At 73.0% G+C, this 19,762-nt stretch carries 15 protein-coding genes; 10 read left to right on the forward strand and 5 right to left on the reverse strand.

Annotated elements, in window-relative coordinates:
- Window positions 1-46: 46 nt before the first annotated feature.
- The 3 genes from EYB28_RS01995 to EYB28_RS02005 all read right to left on the reverse strand — a co-directional run bounded on the left by EYB28_RS01995 (window position 47) and on the right by EYB28_RS02005 (window position 3,292).
- Window positions 47-952 carry a carbohydrate ABC transporter permease gene (locus tag EYB28_RS01995; RefSeq protein WP_166844413.1) on the reverse strand — a complete coding sequence of 302 codons (906 nt, stop codon included), beginning with the start codon at window positions 950-952 and terminating at the stop codon, window positions 47-49.
- Window positions 949-1,851: a carbohydrate ABC transporter permease gene (locus EYB28_RS02000; protein ID WP_166844414.1), complete on the reverse strand. Its 903-nt coding sequence runs from the start codon at window positions 1,849-1,851 to the stop codon at window positions 949-951. The genes EYB28_RS01995 and EYB28_RS02000 overlap by 4 nt, the downstream gene beginning before the upstream one ends.
- Before the next feature lie 142 nt (window positions 1,852-1,993).
- Window positions 1,994-3,292: an ABC transporter substrate-binding protein gene (locus tag EYB28_RS02005; protein WP_166844416.1), complete on the reverse strand. Its 1,299-nt coding sequence runs from the start codon at window positions 3,290-3,292 to the stop codon at window positions 1,994-1,996.
- 297 nt (window positions 3,293-3,589) lie between these two features.
- Here EYB28_RS02005 and EYB28_RS02010 point away from each other — a divergent pair, with 297 nt between their 5' ends.
- From EYB28_RS02010 to EYB28_RS02030, 5 genes are read left to right on the forward strand one after another with little or no spacing between them, the layout of a single operon-like run.
- Window positions 3,590-4,708, forward strand: a complete 1,119-nt coding sequence (locus tag EYB28_RS02010; protein ID WP_166844417.1) for an ROK family transcriptional regulator — start codon at window positions 3,590-3,592, stop codon at window positions 4,706-4,708.
- Window positions 4,705-5,844 (forward strand): sugar ABC transporter substrate-binding protein, encoded by a 1,140-nt coding sequence (locus tag EYB28_RS02015; RefSeq protein WP_166844419.1) that lies wholly within the window; start codon window positions 4,705-4,707, stop codon window positions 5,842-5,844. The genes EYB28_RS02010 and EYB28_RS02015 overlap by 4 nt, the downstream gene beginning before the upstream one ends.
- A complete protein-coding gene (locus EYB28_RS02020) occupies window positions 5,841-6,644 on the forward strand; it encodes an ATP-binding cassette domain-containing protein (RefSeq protein WP_166844421.1) in 804 nt (267 codons plus the stop codon). The genes EYB28_RS02015 and EYB28_RS02020 overlap by 4 nt, the downstream gene beginning before the upstream one ends.
- Window positions 6,641-7,837, forward strand: a complete 1,197-nt coding sequence (locus tag EYB28_RS02025; protein ID WP_240930344.1) for an ABC transporter permease subunit — start codon at window positions 6,641-6,643, stop codon at window positions 7,835-7,837. The genes EYB28_RS02020 and EYB28_RS02025 overlap by 4 nt, the downstream gene beginning before the upstream one ends.
- A 37-nt stretch (window positions 7,838-7,874) precedes the next feature.
- A complete protein-coding gene (locus tag EYB28_RS02030) occupies window positions 7,875-8,951 on the forward strand; it encodes a LacI family DNA-binding transcriptional regulator (protein ID WP_166844423.1) in 1,077 nt (358 codons plus the stop codon).
- Between the two features lie 25 nt (window positions 8,952-8,976).
- On the opposite strand, the gene EYB28_RS02035 is transcribed toward EYB28_RS02030, so the two are convergent.
- Together EYB28_RS02035 and EYB28_RS02040 are read right to left on the reverse strand one after the other, a co-directional pair.
- Window positions 8,977-9,561 carry a DNA-3-methyladenine glycosylase I gene (locus EYB28_RS02035; protein ID WP_166844425.1) on the reverse strand — a complete coding sequence of 195 codons (585 nt, stop codon included), beginning with the start codon at window positions 9,559-9,561 and terminating at the stop codon, window positions 8,977-8,979.
- Between the two features lie 188 nt (window positions 9,562-9,749).
- Window positions 9,750-13,019, reverse strand: a complete 3,270-nt coding sequence (locus tag EYB28_RS02040) for a discoidin domain-containing protein (protein WP_240930345.1) — start codon at window positions 13,017-13,019, stop codon at window positions 9,750-9,752.
- A 440-nt stretch (window positions 13,020-13,459) separates the two neighbouring features.
- Here EYB28_RS02040 and EYB28_RS02045 point away from each other — a divergent pair, with 440 nt between their 5' ends.
- From EYB28_RS02045 to EYB28_RS02065, 5 genes are all read left to right on the forward strand, one after another.
- Window positions 13,460-14,482, forward strand: a complete 1,023-nt coding sequence (locus tag EYB28_RS02045) for a LacI family DNA-binding transcriptional regulator (RefSeq protein ID WP_166844429.1) — start codon at window positions 13,460-13,462, stop codon at window positions 14,480-14,482.
- A gap of 174 nt (window positions 14,483-14,656) precedes the next feature.
- Complete coding sequence (locus EYB28_RS02050; RefSeq protein WP_166844430.1) at window positions 14,657-15,916, forward strand: extracellular solute-binding protein; 1,260 nt, start codon at window positions 14,657-14,659, stop codon at window positions 15,914-15,916.
- Between the two features lie 29 nt (window positions 15,917-15,945).
- On the forward strand, window positions 15,946-16,929 hold the full coding sequence (locus tag EYB28_RS02055; RefSeq protein ID WP_166844432.1) for a carbohydrate ABC transporter permease: 984 nt from the start codon (window positions 15,946-15,948) through the stop codon (window positions 16,927-16,929).
- Complete coding sequence (locus EYB28_RS02060; protein ID WP_166844434.1) at window positions 16,926-17,744, forward strand: carbohydrate ABC transporter permease; 819 nt, start codon at window positions 16,926-16,928, stop codon at window positions 17,742-17,744. Before EYB28_RS02055 ends, EYB28_RS02060 begins: the two co-directional genes overlap by 4 nt.
- A gap of 12 nt (window positions 17,745-17,756) precedes the next feature.
- A complete protein-coding gene (locus tag EYB28_RS02065; RefSeq protein ID WP_166844436.1) occupies window positions 17,757-19,730 on the forward strand; it encodes a glycoside hydrolase family 127 protein in 1,974 nt (657 codons plus the stop codon).
- Window positions 19,731-19,762: the final 32 nt, after the last annotated feature.

Raw genomic sequence — 19,762 nt, forward strand, 5'->3', positions numbered from 1 at the left:
TGCCGACCAGAACGGGAACTGCCGACCAGACGTGTGACGGAGGTGCTCAGCCCTTCACGGAGCCGGACATCAGCCCGCCCATGAAGTACTTGCCGAGGATGATGTAGACGAGCAGCGTCGGCAGGGACGCGAGGAGCGCGCCCGCCATCGACACCCCGTAGTTCTGCAGCAGCGCGCCGTTGGCGAGGTTGTTCAGCGCCACGGTGACGGGGCCGTTCTGGCTGGAGGAGAAGAACACCGCGAAGAGGAAGTCGTTCCACTCGTTGGTGAACTGCCAGATCAGCACGACCACGAAGCTGGGGATGGAGACCGGCAGGATGACCCACCAGTAGGTGCGCAGCATGCCGGCGCCGTCCACACGGGCGGCCTCGACGAGCTCGTGCGGCACCGTCATGTAGTAGTTGCGGAAGATGAGCGTGGTGATCGGGATGCCGTACACCACGTGCAGCAGGATCAGTGTCGGGATGCCGCCGGGGATGCCCAGGTCGAGCACGAGCTGCGTGAGCGGGATCATCACCGCCTGGTACGGGATGAACATCCCGAACAGGATGAGCGTGAACACGATGTTCGCGCCCTTGAACGACCAGCGGGACAGCACGTACCCGTTGAGGGAGCCGAGCATCGCGGAGATGATCGCCGCGGGGATCACCATCTGCAGGGAGCGCCCGATGGCGGGCCCGAGCGTGGTCCACGCCGTCTGCCAGTTCTCCGTGGTCCACAGCTGCGGCAGGTTCCACGCGCGGGCCGGCGCGGCGTCGCCGGCGCCCTTGAAGCTCGTCACGAACAGCACGTACACGGGGATGAGGACGATGACGACGAAGAGGAGCAGCACGGCGTAGCGCACCGTGCGGCCCCGGCTGAAGCGGGCGCGCCCGCCCCGGGCACCGAGGTCGACGCGGTCGCCGGCCCCGGTCGAGGCCGTGGGGGCGGTCCCGGGCGTGACGGCGGTCATCGCTTCTCCGATCGGTTGGAGTGGACCAGGTAGGGCACGATGACCACGGCCACGATGATGAGCAGGATGGCGCCGACGGCGGCCGCGTTCGCGTAGTCGAAGCTCGACTTGAACACGAACATGTCGACGGCGGGCACCTTGGTCTGGTAGTTCGCCGGCTTGGAGATCGACATGATGAGGTCGAACGACTTCAGCGACATGTGGCCGATGATGATCAGGGCCGACAGCGCGATCGGGGACAGCTGCGGGAACAGCACGTGCCGGTACAGCTTCCACTCGCTGGCGCCGTCCATGCGCGCGGCCTCGCGCAGCTCCTCGGGGATGCCGCGGAAGCCGGCGAGGAACAGCGCCATCACGTAGCCGGACAGCTGCCAGATCGCGGGGATCGCGATGGCGAGGATGCCGAAGGTGACGTTGTTCCACCAGTTGTTCTGCAGGAAGTCCAGCCCGATCATCTGGAACAGCCGGTTGAGGCCGGAGGCGCTCTCGCCCTGGTTGGAGTTGAGCAGCCACCGCCACACGACGCCGGACGCGACGAACGACACGGCCATCGGGAACAGGTAGATCGAGCGGAAGAAGCCCTCGCCGCGGATCGGGCGGTCGAGCAGCCACGCCCACCCGAAGCCCATCAGCATGGTGCCGACGAGGAACGTCACCGTGAACAGCACGAGGTTGAGCAGGGAGTGCTGGAACGCCTCGGTGCCGAGCAGGTCGAGGTAGTTGCTGAACCACACGACGGAGGACGGCTCCTGGCCGGTGGCCTGGGCCGCGGTGTGGTTGTCGGTGACGGACGTGGAGAAGTTGACGCCGATGAGCCCGTAGACGAAGACGCCGACGAGGATCAGGGACGGCAGGAGCATCAGCAGCGGCGGTCCCGCGCGGCGGAGCGACTTGAGCATGGTGGTCTTCCCGGTGGAGGGGCGGGGGTGCCGGCCCGCGCGGCCCAGGGGTGGCCGCGCGGCCGGCGGGGACGACGTCGCGCGCCGCCGGGGGGAGACGGCGCGCGACGTCGTTGCCGGTCTGGGGCCCGGCGGTCGGGGGTCAGCCCTGAGCGGCCGCGGCCAGCTCGGACTGGTACGCCGCGAGGTCCGAGGCGCCGGTGGTGAACTTGCTCGTCGCGTCCGAGATCGCGTTGAGGGTCGCGACGGGGGCCGCGGCGCCGTGCGCGAGCGAGGACACGATGGTGTCGCTGCCGAAGGCCTCGGCCGCGGACTGCTGGTACTCGCCGAACGTGGACATGTCGACGTCGGTGCGGGCCGGGATGGAGCCCTTGGCCTTGTTGAACGCCTCCTGGCCCTCGGCCGAGCCGACGGTCTCCAGCCACGCCTTCGCGCCACCGGGGTGCGGGGCGCCCACCGGGAGGGTGAACGAGTCCGCGAGGAAGTCGAACGTGCCGTCCGAGCCGGGCACCGGGAAGTAGGTGTAGTCGTCACCCGGCTTCTTGTCCTGCTCCTCGAACGCGGCCACGGCCCAGTCGCCCATGACGTTGAAGGCCGCCTGGCCGTCGATGACCATCTGGGTGGCCTCGGGCCAGTCCAGGCCGTCGCGGTCGGAGTTCGTGTAGCCCATGAGCTGCTCGAAGTCCTCGAGGGCAGCCGTGACCTCGCTGCCCTCCCAGTCGGTGGAGCCGTCCCACAGGCCCGAGTAGGCCTCGGCGCCGAGGTCGGCGAGGAGCACCGTCTCCAGCAGGTGCACCTGCGTCCAGGTGGTCGCGACCGACAGGGGGGTCACCCCCGCGTCCTGGAGCTTGTCGAGGTCCGCCATCCAGGCGTCGAGGTCGTCGTAGGTGGCCTCGGGGTCGACGCCGTTGTCCTCCAGCACCGTGGGGTTGGCCCACACGACGTTGGCGCGGTGGATGTTCGACGGGATCGAGTAGATGGCGCCGTCCTCGGTGGACAGGCGGTCGACGAGGTCGGCGGGGAAGGCGTCGGTGAGCCCGAACTCGTCGTACAGGTCCGAGACGTCCTCGATCTGGGCCGCGTCGATGTAGTCCTGCAGCTCGGCGCCGGCGTGCGCCTGGAACGTGTCCGGCGGGTCCTGCGCCTGCAGGCGGGTCTGGAGCAGGTCCTTCGCCGCGGAGCCGGCGCCGCCGGCGACCGCGCCGTTGACGAACTCCGTGTCCGGGTGCTGCTCCTCGAACACGCCCACGAGCGCGTCGAGGCCGGCCTTCTCGGACCCGGCGGCCCACCAGGTGAAGACCTCCACCTCGCTGGCGTCGCCGCCGCCGGTCTCGTCGGTGCCGCCGCCTCCGTCGTCGCCTCCGCCGCCGCACGCGGTCAGTGCCAGGCCTACGAGGGCGGCGCCGGCCACCGTCGCGCTGGTCCTGCGGTTCAGTCGCATCGTCGTTCCCCTACGCCGTCGTCGGTGTGGGCGCCGGCGGCGACCTCGTCGCTCCCGCCGGTGGGGCGCGTCCGTGCGCCCTGTCCCGACGCCCATCCAAGGCGCCGGAGAATCTTGGTGTCAAGAAGTGAACGCAAGAGTGGCCGGATCGTGATCTTTGCGTGAGGTTCGTAGATTCAACGGTCGTGGCGGTGCCGTGGACGTGGCCAGGTCGGCCGCTATCCTGACCGGGTGCGCGCAGACCGGGTGACCCCGGGCTCCCAGACTTCATTGCGTGAGGCCAACCGAGCCCGGATCGTGAGCGCCGTCCAGCAGCGTGGCTCCCTCACGCAGATCGAGCTGGCCGGCGTCACCGGCCTGTCGCCGGCCACCGTCTCCAACATCGTCAAGGAGCTCACCGCCGCCGGCGTGCTGCACACCGCGCACTCCACCCGCAACGGCCGCCGCGCGCTGCAGGTCACCCTCGCGCGCGGCCTCGGGCTCGTCGCGGGCGTGCACTTCGGTACCCGGTCCCTGCGCGTCTCCCTCGCCGACGCGTCCATGCGCGTGCTCGCCGACCAGCGCATGCCGCTCGCGCCGGACCACCGCGCCGACACCGGGCTGCAGCGCGCCGCCCTGCTCGTGCGCGAGATGCTGCTCGACGTCGACGCCGCCCCCGACGAGCTGCTCGGCGTCGGCGTCGGGGTCCCCGCGCCGGTCGACGTGCGCACCGGGCGCATCGCGACCGTCGGCATGATGCGCGGCTGGGACGAGGTGGACGTCGGTGGCACGCTCTCCGACGACCTCGGCGCCCCCGTCCACGTCGACAACGACGCCAACCTCGGAGCGCTCGCCGAGGCCCGCTCCGGCGCCGGCGCGGGGCACGACGCCGTCGCGTACCTGCGCGTCTCGCACGGCATCGGCGGCGGCATCGTGCTCGGCGGGCGGATCGTGCACGGCCGCGGCGGCGTCGCCGGCGAGATCGGCCACGTGACGATCGACGAGAACGGCCCCATCTGCCGCTGCGGCAACCGCGGCTGCCTGGAGACCTTCGCCGGCGCCGGCGTCCTGCTCGCCATGCTGTCCGAGAGCCGCGGGCCCCTGACCCTGCGCGACGTCATCGACGCCGCACGCGCCGGCGACCCCGGCTGCCGCCGGGTGCTGTTCGACGCCGGCCAGCACCTCGGCGTCGCCACCGCCAGCCTGTGCAACCTCGTCGACCCGGAGATCGTCGTCGTCGGCGGCCAGCTCGCGGACGCCGGCGAGATCCTCCTCGGACCGATGCGGACCGTCGTCGAGCAGCGCACCATGCCGAGCGTCTCCGGGCCCGTGAGCGTGGTGCCCTCCGAGCACGGCGCCACCGCCGAGGTGCGCGGCGCCCTCACCCTCGCGCTCGACCGGGCCCGCGTGGGCGGCGCGCTGGGGGTGAGCGCATGACCCGCCTCGGCGCGCTGCTCGCCGCGCTCCTCGCCACCGCCGCCCTCCTCGCCGGGTGCGGAGCGCCCGCCGACGACGACGCCCCCGGTGAGGCGGCGTCCCCCGGCCTGCGCACCGGCACCGTCGGGCTGCTGCTGCCCGAGGCCAAGACGGCGCGCTACGAGACCAGCGACCACCCGACGTTCGTCGCCGTCGTCGAGCAGCGCTGCCCCGCGTGCCGCGTGCTGTACGCCAACGCCGCCCAGGACGTCGCCGCCCAGCAGGAGCAGGCCGAGTCGATGCTCGCGCGCGGCGTCGACGTGCTCGTGCTCGACGCCGTCGACGGCGTGGCCGCCGCGGGCGTCGTCGCGCAGGCCCACCGGCTCGGGGTCCCCGTCGTCGCCTACGATCGGTTCGTCGACGGCGCCGACTACTACGTCTCCTTCGACAACGAGCTCATCGGCTACCTCATGGGTGAGGCGCTCGTGGGGGCCGTGCGGGACGGCGCGGACCAGGACGGCACGGGGCAGGACGGCGACGGGCACGACGGCGACGGGCGCCGGCCCGGCGTCCTGCTCGTGCACGGCGCGTCGACCGACCCCAACGCGAAGGCGCTCGCGGCCGGCGCCCACCGTGCGCTCGACGGAGAGGACATCGAGGTGCTCGCGGAGTACGAGACACCGGACTGGAGCCCCGACAAGGCGACCGAGTGGGTGGAGGCGATGCTCACCCGCTACGGCGGCCGGGTCGACGGCGTCTTCGCCGCCAGCGACGGGATCGCCGGCGGTGCCGTCGCCGCCATGAAGGCCGCCGGCCTGGACCCCGTGCCGCCGACGACCGGGCAGGACGGCGAGCTCGCCGCGGTGCAGCGCGTCGTCAGCGGCGACCAGTACATGACCGTCTACAAGGCCACCGACCAGCAGGCCCGCACCGCCGCCGAGCTCGCCGTGCGCGTGCTGCGCGGCGAGTCCCCCCGCGCCACCGCCACGATCCGCGGCGTGCCCACCCTGCTGCTCGCCCCCCGCGCGGTCGGCGTCGACGACGTCGGCCGCGTCATCGTCGACGGTCACGTGCACACCACCGACGACATCTGCACCCCGCCGTACGCCGACGCCTGCCGGTCGGCCGGCCTGCTCGACGAGGAGCCCGCCCCGTGACCGCCCACCACGACCGGTCCCGGCCGGCCCCCGTCCTCTCCCTGCGCGGAGTGTCCAAACGCTTCGGCGGGGTCGACGCCCTCGTCGACGTGGACGTCGACGTGCACCCCCACGAGGTCCTCGCCGTCGTCGGCGACAACGGGGCCGGCAAGTCGACGCTGGCGGGCGTCGTCGCGGGTGCTCACCGCCCCGACGCCGGCGAGGTCCTCCTCGACGGAGCGCCCGTCGTCCTCGACCCGCCCGCGACCGCCCGCGCCCTCGGGATCGCCACCGTCTTCCAGGACCTGGCGCTCATGGACGACCTGGACGTCGTGGAGAACCTGTTCCTCGCCCACGAGACCCGCCGTGGCCCGCTCCTCGACGAGGTCGCCATGGAGCGCCAGGCGTGGGCGCTGCTCGACCAGCTCGGGGCCAGCGTGCCCTCGGTGCGCGAACCCGTGCGCACCCTGTCCGGCGGCCAGCGCCAGGTGGTCGCCATCGCCCGGGCGCTGCTCGGCTCGCCCCGCGTCGTCGTCCTCGACGAGCCCACCGCGTCGCTCGGCGTCCGGCAGACCGCCGAGGTCCTCAACCTCGTGGTGCGACTGCGCGAGCGCGGCCACGCCGTCGTCCTCGTCAGCCACCAGGCCACCGACCTGCAGGCCGTCGCGGACCGCATCCTCGTGCTGCGGCTCGGGCGCGTGCACGACGTCTTCACCGGCGACGCCTCCTACGAGGACCTCCTCGCCGCCATGACCGGGGCGGTGCGCCCCGGCGGGCATGGCCGCGGCAGCACGGCCGGACGCCGGACGGTGGCGTCGTGAGCGCCCTGGAGCGGGCGTCGGCCGCCCGACAAGGCCTGTCCTCCCAGCTCGCCGCGCGGGCGCGGGCCGGGCGGCTCGGCATGCTCCCGATGCTCGGCGCGCTCGTCGTGATCTGGGTCGTGCTCGGCGCCGTCGACCCCGCGTTCCTCTCGGCGGAGAACCTCGTCAACCTCACCCTGCAGAGCGTCCCCGTCGGCGTCATCGCGCTGGGCGTCGTGCTCGTGCTGCTCGTCGGGCAGATCGACCTGTCCGTCGGGTCGGTCAGCGGGCTCGCCGCGGCCGTCGTGGCGGTCGGCACCGTCGACCTCGGCTGGCCGGTCGCCCTGGCGATCCTGGTGGCGCTCGCGGTCGGCGTCGCCGTGGGGTTCGGGTACGGGATGCTGTCCGCGCGGCTCGGCGTGCCGAGCTTCGTGTTCACGCTCGGCGGCCTCCTCTTCCTCGCAGGCGTGCAGACGCGCGTGCTGGGGCCCGCCGGGTCCATCAACCTGCCGTTCGAGTCGTGGCTGGTGCGCACCGTCCAGCAGGGGTTCCTCCCTTCGGCCGTCGCGTGGGCGCTCGTCACCGGCGTGGTGCTGGTCACCGGGGCGCTGCGGTTCGCCGACCGGTCGCGCCGCGTGCGCGCGGACCTGCCCGCGCCGTCGGTCGGGCGCGTCCTGGCGAGCACCGGGCTGCTCGCCCTCGTGCTCGCCGGCACCGTCGCCTACCTCGGCACCGGGCGAGGCGTCGGCTGGTCCGTGGTGCTGTTCGTCGCGCTGGTGGTGGCCGTCGACGTGCTGCTGCGGCGTACCCGCTGGGGCCGGTCCGTGCGCGCCGTCGGCAGCGACCGCCGGGCAGCCCGGCTCGGCGGCATCGCCGTGACCCGGACCGTCGTGTCGTGCTTCGTGGCCTGCTCCACGCTGGCCGCCCTCGGCGGCGTGCTGGCCGCGGGACGCCTCGCCGCGGCCAACCAGGGCACGGGCGGCGCCGACACGTACCTCACCGCGATCGCCGCCGCCGTCATCGGCGGCACCAGCATGTTCGGCGGCCGGGGGAGCGCCTGGTCCGCCCTGGTCGGCGTCCTCGTGCTCCAGTCGATCGCCAACGGGCTGACGCTGCTCGACCTCGACCTGGCGACGCAGTCCATGGTGACCGGGACGGTCCTGGTCGTGGCTATCGTGATCGACACGATCCTGCGCCGGCGGCGGGAGACCTGACGCCCGCACCGCGGGCACGACCCTCCAGGGAGGCACGATGGCTGACGGTGGCGAGACGGCGGTGGCGCCGGCGAGGACCGAGGGCGGCCGGCGCGCCCGGCGTCCTACGCTCGCCGCGGTCGCCGCACGGGCCGGGGTGAGTCTCAAGACGGCCTCCCGCGTGCTCAACGACGAGCCCAACGTCGCCGCGGCCACGCGCGACCGTGTGCGGACGGCGGCCCACGACCTCGGGTTCCGCCGCAACGCGGTCGCCGCGGACCTCGCGCGCGGCGGGTCGTCGCGCCTCGTCGGGTTCGTCACCGGCGACCTGGCCAACCCCTTCTACTCCGCGATCGCCAGCGGCATCGAGCGCGAGCTGCGGGGCCGTGGCCTGCAGCTCATCACCGCGAGCACCGACGAGGACGCCGCGCGGGAGGTGCTGCTCACCGAGGAGCTCTCGGAGCGGCGCGTGGGCGCCCTCGTCGTCACCCCGACCTCGGACGACCACGCGGCCCTGCGTGCCGAGCTCGACGCCGGGCTGCCCGTCGTCCTCATCGACCGGCCGGCCGCGGGTGTCGACGCCGACACCGTCGTCATCGACAACCGGGGCGGCATGCGCGCGGCCGTCGAGCACCTGCTGGCCTCCGGCCACCGGCGCGTGGGGCTCGTCGCCGACGTCCCCCGCCTCTGGACGGCTCGGGAGCGCCGGGAGGCGTTCGTGGCCGCCCTCGCCGAGGCGGGGGTGCCCGACCCGGACCGGTACGTGCGCGACGGTGCGCACGACGCGGACCGGGCCCGCGACCTGGTCACGGAGCTGCTCGCGCTGCCGCAGCCCCCGACGGCGCTCGTCACGGCGAACAACAAGATCACCGTCGGCGCGCTGCACGCGCTGCGGGAGCGCCGGGACGGTGCGCCCGGTGCGGCCGCCGTGGCCCTCGTCGGGTTCGACGACTTCGAGCTCGCCGACCTGCTCGACGTGACCGTCGTCGGGTACGACGCCGCGGAGATGGGACGGCGGGCCGCGGCGCTCGCCGTCGCCCGGGCGGCCGACCCGGACCGGCCGGCGCAGCTCGTGGTGGTGCCGACGCGCCTGGTGCCGCGCGGCAGCGGCGAGGTGCCACCGCCGGCCGGCTGACCCCGCCCCGCGGGTCGGGTGCCGCCTATCGCCCGCCGGTGACGACGGGGCACGTGGCCAGGTGGTCGTCCACCAGGCCGCAGGCCTGCATGGCCGCGTACGCCGTCGTGGGGCCGAAGAAGCGGAACCCCACGGCCTTGAGGGCCTTCGCCAGCGCCGCCGACTCGGGGGTGGTCGCCGGGACGTCCTGCCAGGTGGCGACGCGCTCGGCGCGCGACGGCGGGGCGAACGACCAGAACAGCTCGTCCAGGGTGCGCCCCTCCGCGTGCAGCGCGAGCAGCGCCCGGGCGTTGCCCACGGTGGCCTCGATCTTCTGGCGGTTGCGGATGATCCGCGCGTCGCCCAGCAGCCGCTCGACGTCGTCGCCGGTGAACGCGGCCACCCGCTGGGGGTCGAAGCCGTGGAACAGCTCCCGGAACGCGGGCCGCTTCTTGAGCACCGTCAGCCACGACAGCCCCGACTGGAACCCCTCCAGGGCGATGCGTTCGAGCAGCTCCGCCTCCCCGTGCACCGGCACCCCCCACTCCGTGTCGTGGTACGCGGCGTACAGGGGGTCGTCGTCGCCGAAGCAGCGGGCGGCCGCCGGCGGGGCAGGAGGGGGCGTCGTCATGCGGTCCATCGTGCCGGGAGGCGCCGACAGCGGGCGCCCTCCTCCACAGGCCGGTGCAGCGCCCATGTCGTGGGGGCGGCATTTCACCGTGACGAGCCTGTCCCCACCGCTGACCCGCACGCCGATCGAGCGTCTCTGTTCGGCAGGATCCATGCTCCGGATCCTGACGAACAGAGACGCTCGTCGTGTCAGCGGCGCACGATCTCGAACGTCGACGTCTCGTTCCGGACGTCCTGGTCGTTGCCCGAGAACGTGAGGTCGGTGAACGTCGCCGACCCGACGGCGGGCCCCTGGCGGGGCTCGGGCAGCGGGTTGGCCCAGATGCCGTAGCCGGACTTGTGGTCGTACTGGTCGCCGCTGCGGGTCGCCCCGGTGATGGAGACGTTCTCGAACGTCGGGTTCTCGATCGGGTGCTCCGGCTGCCCGCCGACGTAGTTGGTCTGGAACATGATCCCGGAGTACGTGGGGTCGACGATGTCGAGGTTCTTCACCTGGATGTTCTCGAACGGCTCGGACGCGGAGAACATCCACACGGCGCCGAACACCTGGTCGCCCCAGAAGTGCCCGCCGGAGCGGACCACGGTGAGGCCGTCGAACACGGTCGGGGCCGGGCCGAAGCCCTCCATCGGGTACCCGAAGTCGAGCGAGCTGATCGTCACGCCCGAGTACACGAGGGTGTCCGCCACGTAGATGTCGCGGAACGTGTTGTCCTGCCCGCCGTAGACCGCGAGCCCGGCGGCCCGCCAGGTGTTCGTCGAGGTGAGGTTCTCGTAGACGTTGCCGCGCTGCCCGCTGCCGCCGTTGTCGGTGGCGGCGAAGAGCGCGAACGAGTCGTCGCCGGTGCCCCGCGCCTGGTTGTTGTGCACGTGGTTGTCCGCCGACCCGTTGGTCATGTTGAGGGCGTCGGCGAACGTGTTGCGGATGCGTGAGTTCGTGATCTCCGACGAGTCCATGTTGGACGCCCAGAACATGCAGATCATGTGCTCGACCCAGATGTCGTCGATCGTCATGTCCGTGACGTTCGCGAAGTCGAAGACCTTGCCGGGCCCGTCGATGCGCGTGACGTAGTTGCCGAAGAACGCGAAGTCGCGGAACGTCGAGCCGTCGGCCGAGCTCTCGGCGCGGAACCCGACATCGGTGTTCTGCTGGTCCTGCGGGGCGACGAAGCGGGTGAACCACGGGCCGGCGCCGACGACGTCGACGGCGCGCCCGTACACCTGGAACTTGCGCGACGTCGCGTAGTCGCCGGCCGGCAGGTAGACGCCGTCGACCGACGCGTCCTGGCGCGCCTCGTCCAGGGCGGCCTGCACGGCGGCGTGGGAGAAGCCGTCCGGCTCGACGTAGCGGGCCGGGTCCGGGTTCTCCTGCGGCGTCGCCAGCTCGAGATCCACGAAGTCGATGGTGTACCGGGAGTCGTTCTGCGCGGTCTTCTGCAGCCGGATCGTCGAGCCGGCCGGGACGGTCCTGCCGAGCAGCGTGCTCGCCTCGTCGTAGAGGTGGCGGGGCGCTCCGGCGCCCGGCTGGTTGCCGGGGCTCGCCTCGTTCCCGTACAGCCACGCGTACCGGGACGTGAGGTCGACGTGCTTCAGGAGCTCGCCGTCGACGAAGACGCCGAGGGTCGACTCGGTGCCGCCGCCGCCCGGGGCGTCGGGCATGGAGAACCGGGTGACGAGCGTGTTGGTGGGGGCCTTCGTGGTCCACTCCACGTAGGCGCCGGTCTCGTCGAGGGTCACGGCCTGACGACCCGACGCCTCGCCCGCGAGGTCGCCGACGACGCGGTTGGGCTCCAGGACGGTCGCACCGCCGCCGGTGACCCCGTCCTCGGCCTCGTAGGTGTCGAAGGGCAGGTGCGCGCCGCGTCCCACGAACAGGGGCCGCGTGGCGGCGTTGTTCTCCCGCTTCGGCGGGACCTCCTCGCTGTCGGGCGCGACCGCGGCCTCGACGTCGTAGCTCCCGTCGGCAGCCGTCCAGGTGCCGAGCTCGACGCTCTCGCCGGTCGCGCCGGCGGCGAGACCGCCGTCCGCGGACCCGGTGAGGGTGGCCACGACGTCGCCCGTCTCCTGGTCGGTCACGGTCGCGGTGAGGTCGTGGGCGGCGTCGCCGGACGCCAGGGTTCCCCGGTTGGAGACGGTGGCGGAGAAGGTCACCGTGTCGCCCGCGGCCGGGCTGGTGGGCGTCCACGTGAGCGTCGGCACCAGGTCCGCGCTCGGCACCTCCGTGACGACGAGCGGCGTGGCGCTCTCGTGCGTGTTGTTCCCCTCGTCCTGCTCGACGACGACGCCGGACGGGTCCGCCTCGGCGCCCAGGCCGTACGACCCGGCGGGGAGCGTCCCGACGTCGGCCGTGACCGTGGCCTGCGCGCCCGCCTCGAGCGCGCCGAGCTGTGCGGTGCCCGCGGTCTCGCCGTCGACCGTGAGGGCGACGTCGGTCGCGGCCGACGGTTCGGTGCCGATGTTCTTCACGGTGGCGGCGAGCGTGACGGCGTCCGTCTCCACGGGGGAGCCGGGCGTCGCGGTGACGGCGGTGACGACGAGGTCGGGGTCGGGCGCCGGGCTGCCGAACACCTGAAGCTCGGCGACCTGACCGTTCCCGGCCCCGGTGTTCGCCGTGAAGCGCAGCCGGAGGTCGGCGGCCGTGCCCGTGACGGGGATCGTCACAGCGTTGCCTGTCGCGGGCGAGAACGCGTGCTGCGCCGCGGGGGCGAGCACCTGCCAGTCGCCGTCGGGGCCGTCCCGGCCCTCGACGGCGAAGGTCTGGGTCCGCGGGCCCCACGCGGTGGACGGCGGCAGCGCGACGACGACGTCGCTGACCTCCGTGCGGGCGTCGAGCGTCACCCCGAGGGTGCTGGGGTAGCGGCCCGGAGCCCCCTCCCAGTAGGTGCCGGGGTCGTCGTCGACGGCGTTGCTCGCCACGTACGTCTGTGTGACCGACGAGGCCTCGACCGGTCGGCCGACCGCGAGGTTGCCGCCCGTGGGCGGGTCGGGGTCCTCACCCGGGGCCTGGTCGCCGGTGGAACCCCGGACCTCGAGCTCGGAGAGCTGGCCGGCGGGCCACCCGGTGTTCGCGGTGATCCGCACCCGGACGTACCGCGCCTCGGTGTCGGGGACGTCGATCGTGACGGTGTTGCCGTCCGCGGGGTCGAAGCTGTGCTCCTCCGGGCCGGCGAGGTCGGTGAAGCTCGTGCCGTCGGTGCTCGTCCGGACGGCGATCGTCTGGCTGCGCTCCTCCCAGGGGCCGGGCAGTCGGAGCACGAGGTCCTCGACCGTCGCGCTGTCGCCCAGGTCGACCTGGGCCCACTGGGGGAGCGCGCCGTTGGTGGACTCCCAGTACGTGCTCGGGTCGCCGTCCGTCAGGTTCTCCGACAGGTACGGCGCGTTGTCGCTGCTCGCGGCGGTAGGACGCCCGGCCGACAGGACGGTGGCGCCCTCGTCGGCGCTCGACGCCGCGGCGAGAGGCACCAGCAGGGCGGTCGCGGTCGAGGCCGTGACCGCCGTCCGCCAAGCCTGTCTCGCGCGGGTGGGTGGCGTGGGTGCGGTGCGAGCTGACATCGGTGTCCCTCGATCTCCTGTCGACGTCGACAGCGGTCGGGCCACCCGGGGGTGGCTGGCGAATGAGTTCCCGAGTTGCAGCATCGACGCGACTTCACAACAAGGTCTTGTCCAGTTTTTGCGCCGTGCTTTGTTCGAGACGCTACTGAGGCCATCGGGGGTCGTCAAGAGCCGCCGGCGCGAGCAGGGCGAGAAAGAGCCCGCCCATGCGGTGGTGGCATGTGAATCGGTTCGATGATTGATCGAGGACGTATGGATCGGGCCGCGAGAACCAGGCCCTTGCGCGTTCTGCCGGCAAGGCGCTACCGTCGAACCGGTTCGCAAGGTCGAGAACGAGGGAGCGTGACGCGGTGGCCACCATCGGGGACGTCGCCCGGGTCGCGGGCGTCTCGCGCAGCACGGCGTCGTACGCGCTCACGGGCAAGCGTGCGATCTCCGCCGAGGTGCGCCGCCGTGTCGAGGACGCCGTCCGCGAGCTCGGGTACACGCCGAACGCCGGCGCCCGGGCGCTGGCCACCTCGCAGACCCGGGTCATCGGCCTCCTCGCGCAGTTCCTGGAGGACGAGTTCGCCCCGGCGATGCTGCAGTACATGCTCGGCATCTCGAACACGGCCCGCGAGCTCGGCTACGACATCCTGCTGGCCACCGAGGCCGACGGGCGCAACGCGCTGCGGCGCATGACCGACTCCCGCATGGTCGACGGGATCGTGCTGCTCAACGTCGCCGAGCACGACGACCGGCTGCCGATCCTGCGCGAGGCGCCCCAGCCGGGCGCGCTCGTCGGGCTCCCGGCCGACTGCACCGGCGTCGACGTCTTCGACCTGGACTTCGAGGAGGCCGGCCGCCTCATGGTCGACCACCTCCACCGCCTCGGGCACCGCGAGCTGGTGCTCGTCTCCCAGCCGGAGCACGTGGTCGAGCGGGGCGGCGCGTACGTGTGGCGCCTGCAGAACGCCGCGGTCGAGGCCGCGCGCACCCGCGGCGTCACGCTGCACCCGGTGTTCGGGTCGTCGCGGCAGCCGGAGGTGGGGCGCGAGCTCCACGCCCTGCTGGACGCCTACCCGGGTGCGACCGGCCTGCTCATCAACAACGAGGCCGCCGCGGCGGCGCTGCCGACCGTGCTGCACGAGCGCGGCCTGGTCGCGCCGGCGGACCTCTCCGTCGTCGGGCGCTACTCGGACGAGTTCGCCCGCACGTTCTCCCTGCCGTACTCCTCGATCGAGAGCGCCCCCGACCGCCTCGGCCGCATGGCCGTGCGGGAGCTGGTGCGCCGCATCGAGGGGGAGGTGGGACACGGCGAGCCGCACGTGGTGCGGTTCGTCTCGCCCGAGCTCGTCGACCGGGGCAGCACCGGAGCACCGCGAGAGGGCTGATCGACGAACGCACAGCCGGCCGGCGGGCCCTTCCGCCACCCTCGTAGCGAACCGGTTCGACAGCCCGTTCGGCGGTCCCACGGCTCGACGAGAGACCGCAGGCCACGCCGGCCCCACCAACGCAGCACACGGCCACGACGACGTCGCCGGCCACCGTTCAAGGAGGAACCGCAGATGCACACGACACCGCGTACACGGCGCACGCTCGCCGCCCTCACCGCGCTCGCCGCCACCGGCGGGCTCGCGGCCTGCTCGTCCGGCGGCGACGGCGGGTCGGAGTCGACCGCCGGGTCCGGCACCTACACCTGGTGGGACCCGTACCCGCAGCACGACGAGTCGTCCGACTGGGCCGGGCGCGTCCAGGCGTGCGGCGAGGAGGCCGGCGTCACCATCGAGCGGACGGCCTACGACACCACCGCCCTGACCAACCAGGCGCTGCTGTCGGCGCAGGAGGGCACGTCGCCGGACGTCATCCTCATCGACAACCCGGCCGTGTCCACCCTGGCGGACACCGGCATCCTCACGACCGTCGACGAGTTCGGCGTCGACACCTCGTCGATCGACCAGAACCTCCTCGACGCGGGCGTCGTCGACGGCGAGGCCTACGGCATCCCGATCGGCGCCAACACGCTCTCGCTCTACTACAACGCGGACGTGCTGAAGAAGGCGAAGGTCGACCCGGCGTCGATCACCGACTGGGACTCGCTCACCGCCGCCCTGAAGAAGGTCACCGACGCGGGGAGCAAGGGCATCACCTTCGCCGGCATCGGCACCGAGGAGGGCTCGTTCCAATTCCTGCCCTGGTTCTGGGGCTCCGGCGCCGAGCTGACCGACCTCGACTCGCCGGAGGCCGTCGAGGCCCTCGAGCTGTGGAAGGGCTGGCTCGACGAGGGCTACGCGCCCAACACGGTCATCAACAACTCGCAGAACACGGTCTGGGAGGAGTTCCTCACCGGCGACTTCGCCTTCGCGGAGAACGGCACCTGGCAGGTCAACAGCGCCGCCGAGGCGGAGTTCGAGACCGGGATCGTCCAGCTCCCCGCCAAGGACGGCGGCGTCGCGCCGGCGCCGACCGGCGGAGAGTTCATCGTCGCCCCGGTGCAGGAGGACACCGCCCGCTACGACGTGACCCGCCAGATCGTCGAGTGCATGACGACGCCCGAGGGCTTCGTCGAGACGGCGAACACCTTCGCCTACTACGTCCCGCCGACGGCGGAGGGCCAGGAGCAGCTCCTGAGCGAGAACGAGGACCTCGAGCCGTGGGTCGAGGCCGTGCAGAACGCCAAGGGCCGCACCAGCGACGGCCTCGGCACCGACTACCCCGGGATCTCCGAGGCCCTGTGGACGGCGGTGCAGAACGCGCTCTCCGGCGCCGCCACCCCGGCCGAGGCGCTCGAGGCCGCCCAGGCCGACGCCGAGGCCGCCACCAGCTGACGCAGGGCCACCCCGACGAAGGACACCTCATGACCAGCAACCCGGCCGTCGTCGGGCAGCGCGCAGGGACGCGCGGCGCGGCGGGCACCACGCCCGCCGTGCCGCCCGTCCGGCGGCGCCGACGGACGCTGAACCCGAGCCAGTGGGCCGCCGTCGGCTTCGCCGCGCCGCTTCTCGTGTACCTCGTGGTCTTCTACGCGTACCCGTTGTGGCGCAACATCGACCTGTCGATCCACGACTACACGATCCGCGCGTTCGTGCAGGGCGACGCCGAGTTCGTGGGCTTGGAGAACTACGCCGACGTGTTCGCCTCGTCGACGTTCCCGACGGCGCTGCTCAACACGGCACTGTTCACGTTCGGCTCGATCGCGTTCCAGTTCTCGATCGGGCTGGCGCTCGCGGTGTTCTTCCGGTCGAGCTTCCGCCTCTCGAACCTGCTGCGGGCGTTGTTCCTCGTGCCGTGGCTGCTGCCCCTCATCGTCTCCGCCTCGACGTGGGCGTGGATGCTCAACAGCGAGAACGGCATCGTCAACTCGGTGATCACGGCGTTCGGCGGCGACCAGATCAACTGGCTCACCTCGCCGGACACGGCCCTGCTGTCGGTGACGATCGCCAACGTCTGGCTCGGCATCCCGTTCAACCTCGTGATCCTCTACTCCGGCCTGCAGAACATCCCGGGCGAGGTCTACGAGGCCGCGTCGCTGGACGGCGCGGGCGCCTGGCGGCAGTTCTGGAGCGTCACGTTCCCGCTGCTGCGACCCGTCTCCGCCATCACGATCCTGCTCGGCCTCATCTACACGCTCAAGGTCGTCGACGTGATCTGGGTGATGACCACGGGCGGCCCGGGCGACTCGTCCACGACGCTCGCGATCTGGTCCTACCGGGAGGCCTTCGGCACCGGGCAGCCCGACTTCTCGCCGGCGGCGGCGGTCGGCAACCTGCTCATCGTCATCGCCCTCGTCTTCGGGTTCCTGCACCTGCAGCTCCAGCGCCGACAGGAGGCCACGTCATGACCGGCCGCACGGTGTGGTGGAAGACCGCCCTCGGCGTCTTCTTCACCCTCGTCATGCTGTTCCCCGTCTACTGGATGGTGAACGTCTCGTTCACGCAGACCGGCGACCTGCGGGCCGACCCGCCGCACTGGTTCCCGTGGGACCCGACGGTCGAGGGCTACCAGGCCGTTTTCGCCCAGCAGCTGCCCGCCCTGGCCACGAGCCTGCTGGTGGGGCTCGGCTGCGTGCTCCTGACGGTGGTCATCGCCGCGCCCGCCGGGTACGCGCTCGCGCTGCTGCACCTGCGCGGAGGCCGGACGCTCAACTTCCTGTTGCTGGTCGCCCAGATGATCCCCGCCGTCGTCATGGCGATGGGCTTCTACGCCGTCTACAACAACCTCGGGCTGCTCAACACCATCCCCGGGCTGATCGTCGCGGACTCCACCGTGGCGGTGCCGTTCGGCGTGCTGCTGTTCACGGCGTTCATGTCCGGCATCCCGCGCGAGCTGCTGTCCGCCGCCCGGGTCGACGGCGCCGGGCCCTGGCGCACGTTCACCTCGATCGTGCTGCCGGTGAGCCGCAACTCGATGCTCACCGTGTCCCTGTTCGCGTTCCTGTGGGCCTGGTCGGACTTCATCTTCGCCTCGACGCTCAACCGCAACGGCGACCTGATCCCGATCACGCTCGGCATCTACCACTACATCGGCAACAACACCACGCAGTGGAACGCGATCATGGCGACCGCCGTCGTCGCGTCCGTGCCGGCGGCGATCCTGCTCGTCGTCGCGCAGCGCTACGTGGCCGCGGGCGTCACCGCGGGCGCCGTCAAGGACTGACGAGAGAAGCACATGACCGACACCTCGACACGCCCCGCACCGACCCCGACGCTCGCCCGTCCGGTCGTCCCGCCCGGCCCGCGCCGGGGCCTGGGCCTCGGCGAGCTGACGCTCGACGGCGGGTTCTGGGGGCGCCTGCAGGCCACCAACGCCCGCGCGACGTTCCAGCACTGCCTCGACTGGATGGAGCGCCTCGGCTGGCTCGGCAACTTCGACCGCGCCGCCGCGGGCACCACCGGCCGCGACCGGCCGGGCTGGCAGTTCTCCGACTCGGAGGTGTACAAGCTCCTCGAGGCGCTCGCCTGGGAGCAGGGGCGCACGGGCGACCCCGCCGTGGAGAAGATGCTCGCCGCGGTGGTCGACCGCGTCGCGGCCGCGCAGGACGACGACGGCTACCTCAACACGTGCTTCGGGCACCCCGGGCGGCCGGGCCGGTACACCGACCTGTCGTCCGGCCACGAGCTGTACTGCACCGGCCACCTGCTGCAGGCCGCCGTGGCTCGGGTGCGCACCGTCGGCGCCGACGACCGCCTCGTCGACGTCGCCCGGAGGGCTGCCGACCACGTCTGCCGGGAGTTCGGGCCCGCCGGCCGCGCGGGGATCTGCGGCCACCCCGAGATCGAGGTCGGCCTGGCCGAGCTGGGCCGCGCCCTCGGCGAGCCGCGCTACACCGCGCAGGCCCGGCTGTTCGTGGAGCGGCGTGGCCACGGCACGCTCTCGCCGATCGCCCTGCTCAGCCCCGCGTACTTCCAGGACGACGTCGCGGTGCGGGAGGCGGACGTCTGGCGGGGACACGCGGTGCGCGCGCTGTACCTCGCCGCCGGCGCGGTCGACGTCGCCGTCGACACGCACGACGACGGCCTCCGCGCCGCCGTCGAGCGGCAGTGGGCGCGCACGGTGGAGCGCCGCACCTACCTCACCGGCGGCATGGGCTCGCGGCACCAGGACGAGGGCTTCGGTGACGACTGGGAGCTGCCGCCGGACCGCGCCTACTGCGAGACCTGCGCGGGCGTCGCGTCCGTCATGGTGTCGTGGCGGCTGCTGCTCGCCACCGGCGACGTGCGGTATGCGGACCTCATCGAGCGCACCCTGTTCAACGTCGTCGCCACGTCGCCGCGCGCCGACGGCCGGGCGTTCTTCTACGCCAACCCGCTGCAGCAGCGCGAGAAGGGCGCCCCGATGCGGCCCGACGCCGTCAACCCGCGCGCGGAGGGGAGTGCCCGCGCGCCGTGGTTCGACGTCTCCTGCTGCCCCACCAACGTGGCGCGCACGCTCGCGTCGTGGCAGGCGTACGCGGCGTTCGTCGACGCGCCGGCGGACGACGAGCCGGCCGTCGTGACGCTCGCGCAGTACGCCGCCGGGGACGTGCGGGTCGCGCTCGACGACGGCGACGTCCTCGCCCTGCGTGTCGACACGCGCTACCCGGACGACGGCGAGGTGCGCGTCGAGGTGGTCGAGGCGCCCGCGCGGCCCGTGCGCCTGCGCCTGCGCGTGCCGCACTGGGCCGACGGCGCCACGCTCGCCCGGGGCGGGCCCGACGCCGACGCGCGACCGGTCGCGCCCGGCTGGGCCGACGCCGGCGCGGCCCTCGCCGCCGGGGACGTGCTGACCCTGCGCCTGCCCGTGGGGCCGCGCCTGACCTGGCCCGACCCGCGGGTCGACGCGGCGCGGGGGACCGTCGCGGTCGAGCGCGGGCCGCTGGTGCTCGCGCTGGAGTCCGTCGACCTGCCGGACGGCGTCGCGCTGGAGGAGGTCCGCCTCGACGCCCGGGCGGAGGTCCGCGCGCACGGCGACGGTGCCCTCGTGCGGGTGCGCACCGTGCCGCTGCCCGGCGGTGGCACCGGAGCCCCGCCGTTCACCTCCGGCCCTCCGGTCCCCGCGCCGGACGGCGGCACACCGGAGGCCTTCGAGGTCCCGCTCGTGCCGTACCACCGCTGGGCCGAGCGTGGCCCGTCCACCATGCGCGTCCTCGTCCCCACCACCTGACCCGGGCCGCACCCACCGCACCCACCGCACCC

Origin of the sequence: Isoptericola sp. BMS4 (assembly GCF_011634835.1) — a bacterium.
Taxonomy (GTDB): Bacteria; Actinomycetota; Actinomycetes; order Actinomycetales; family Cellulomonadaceae; genus Isoptericola.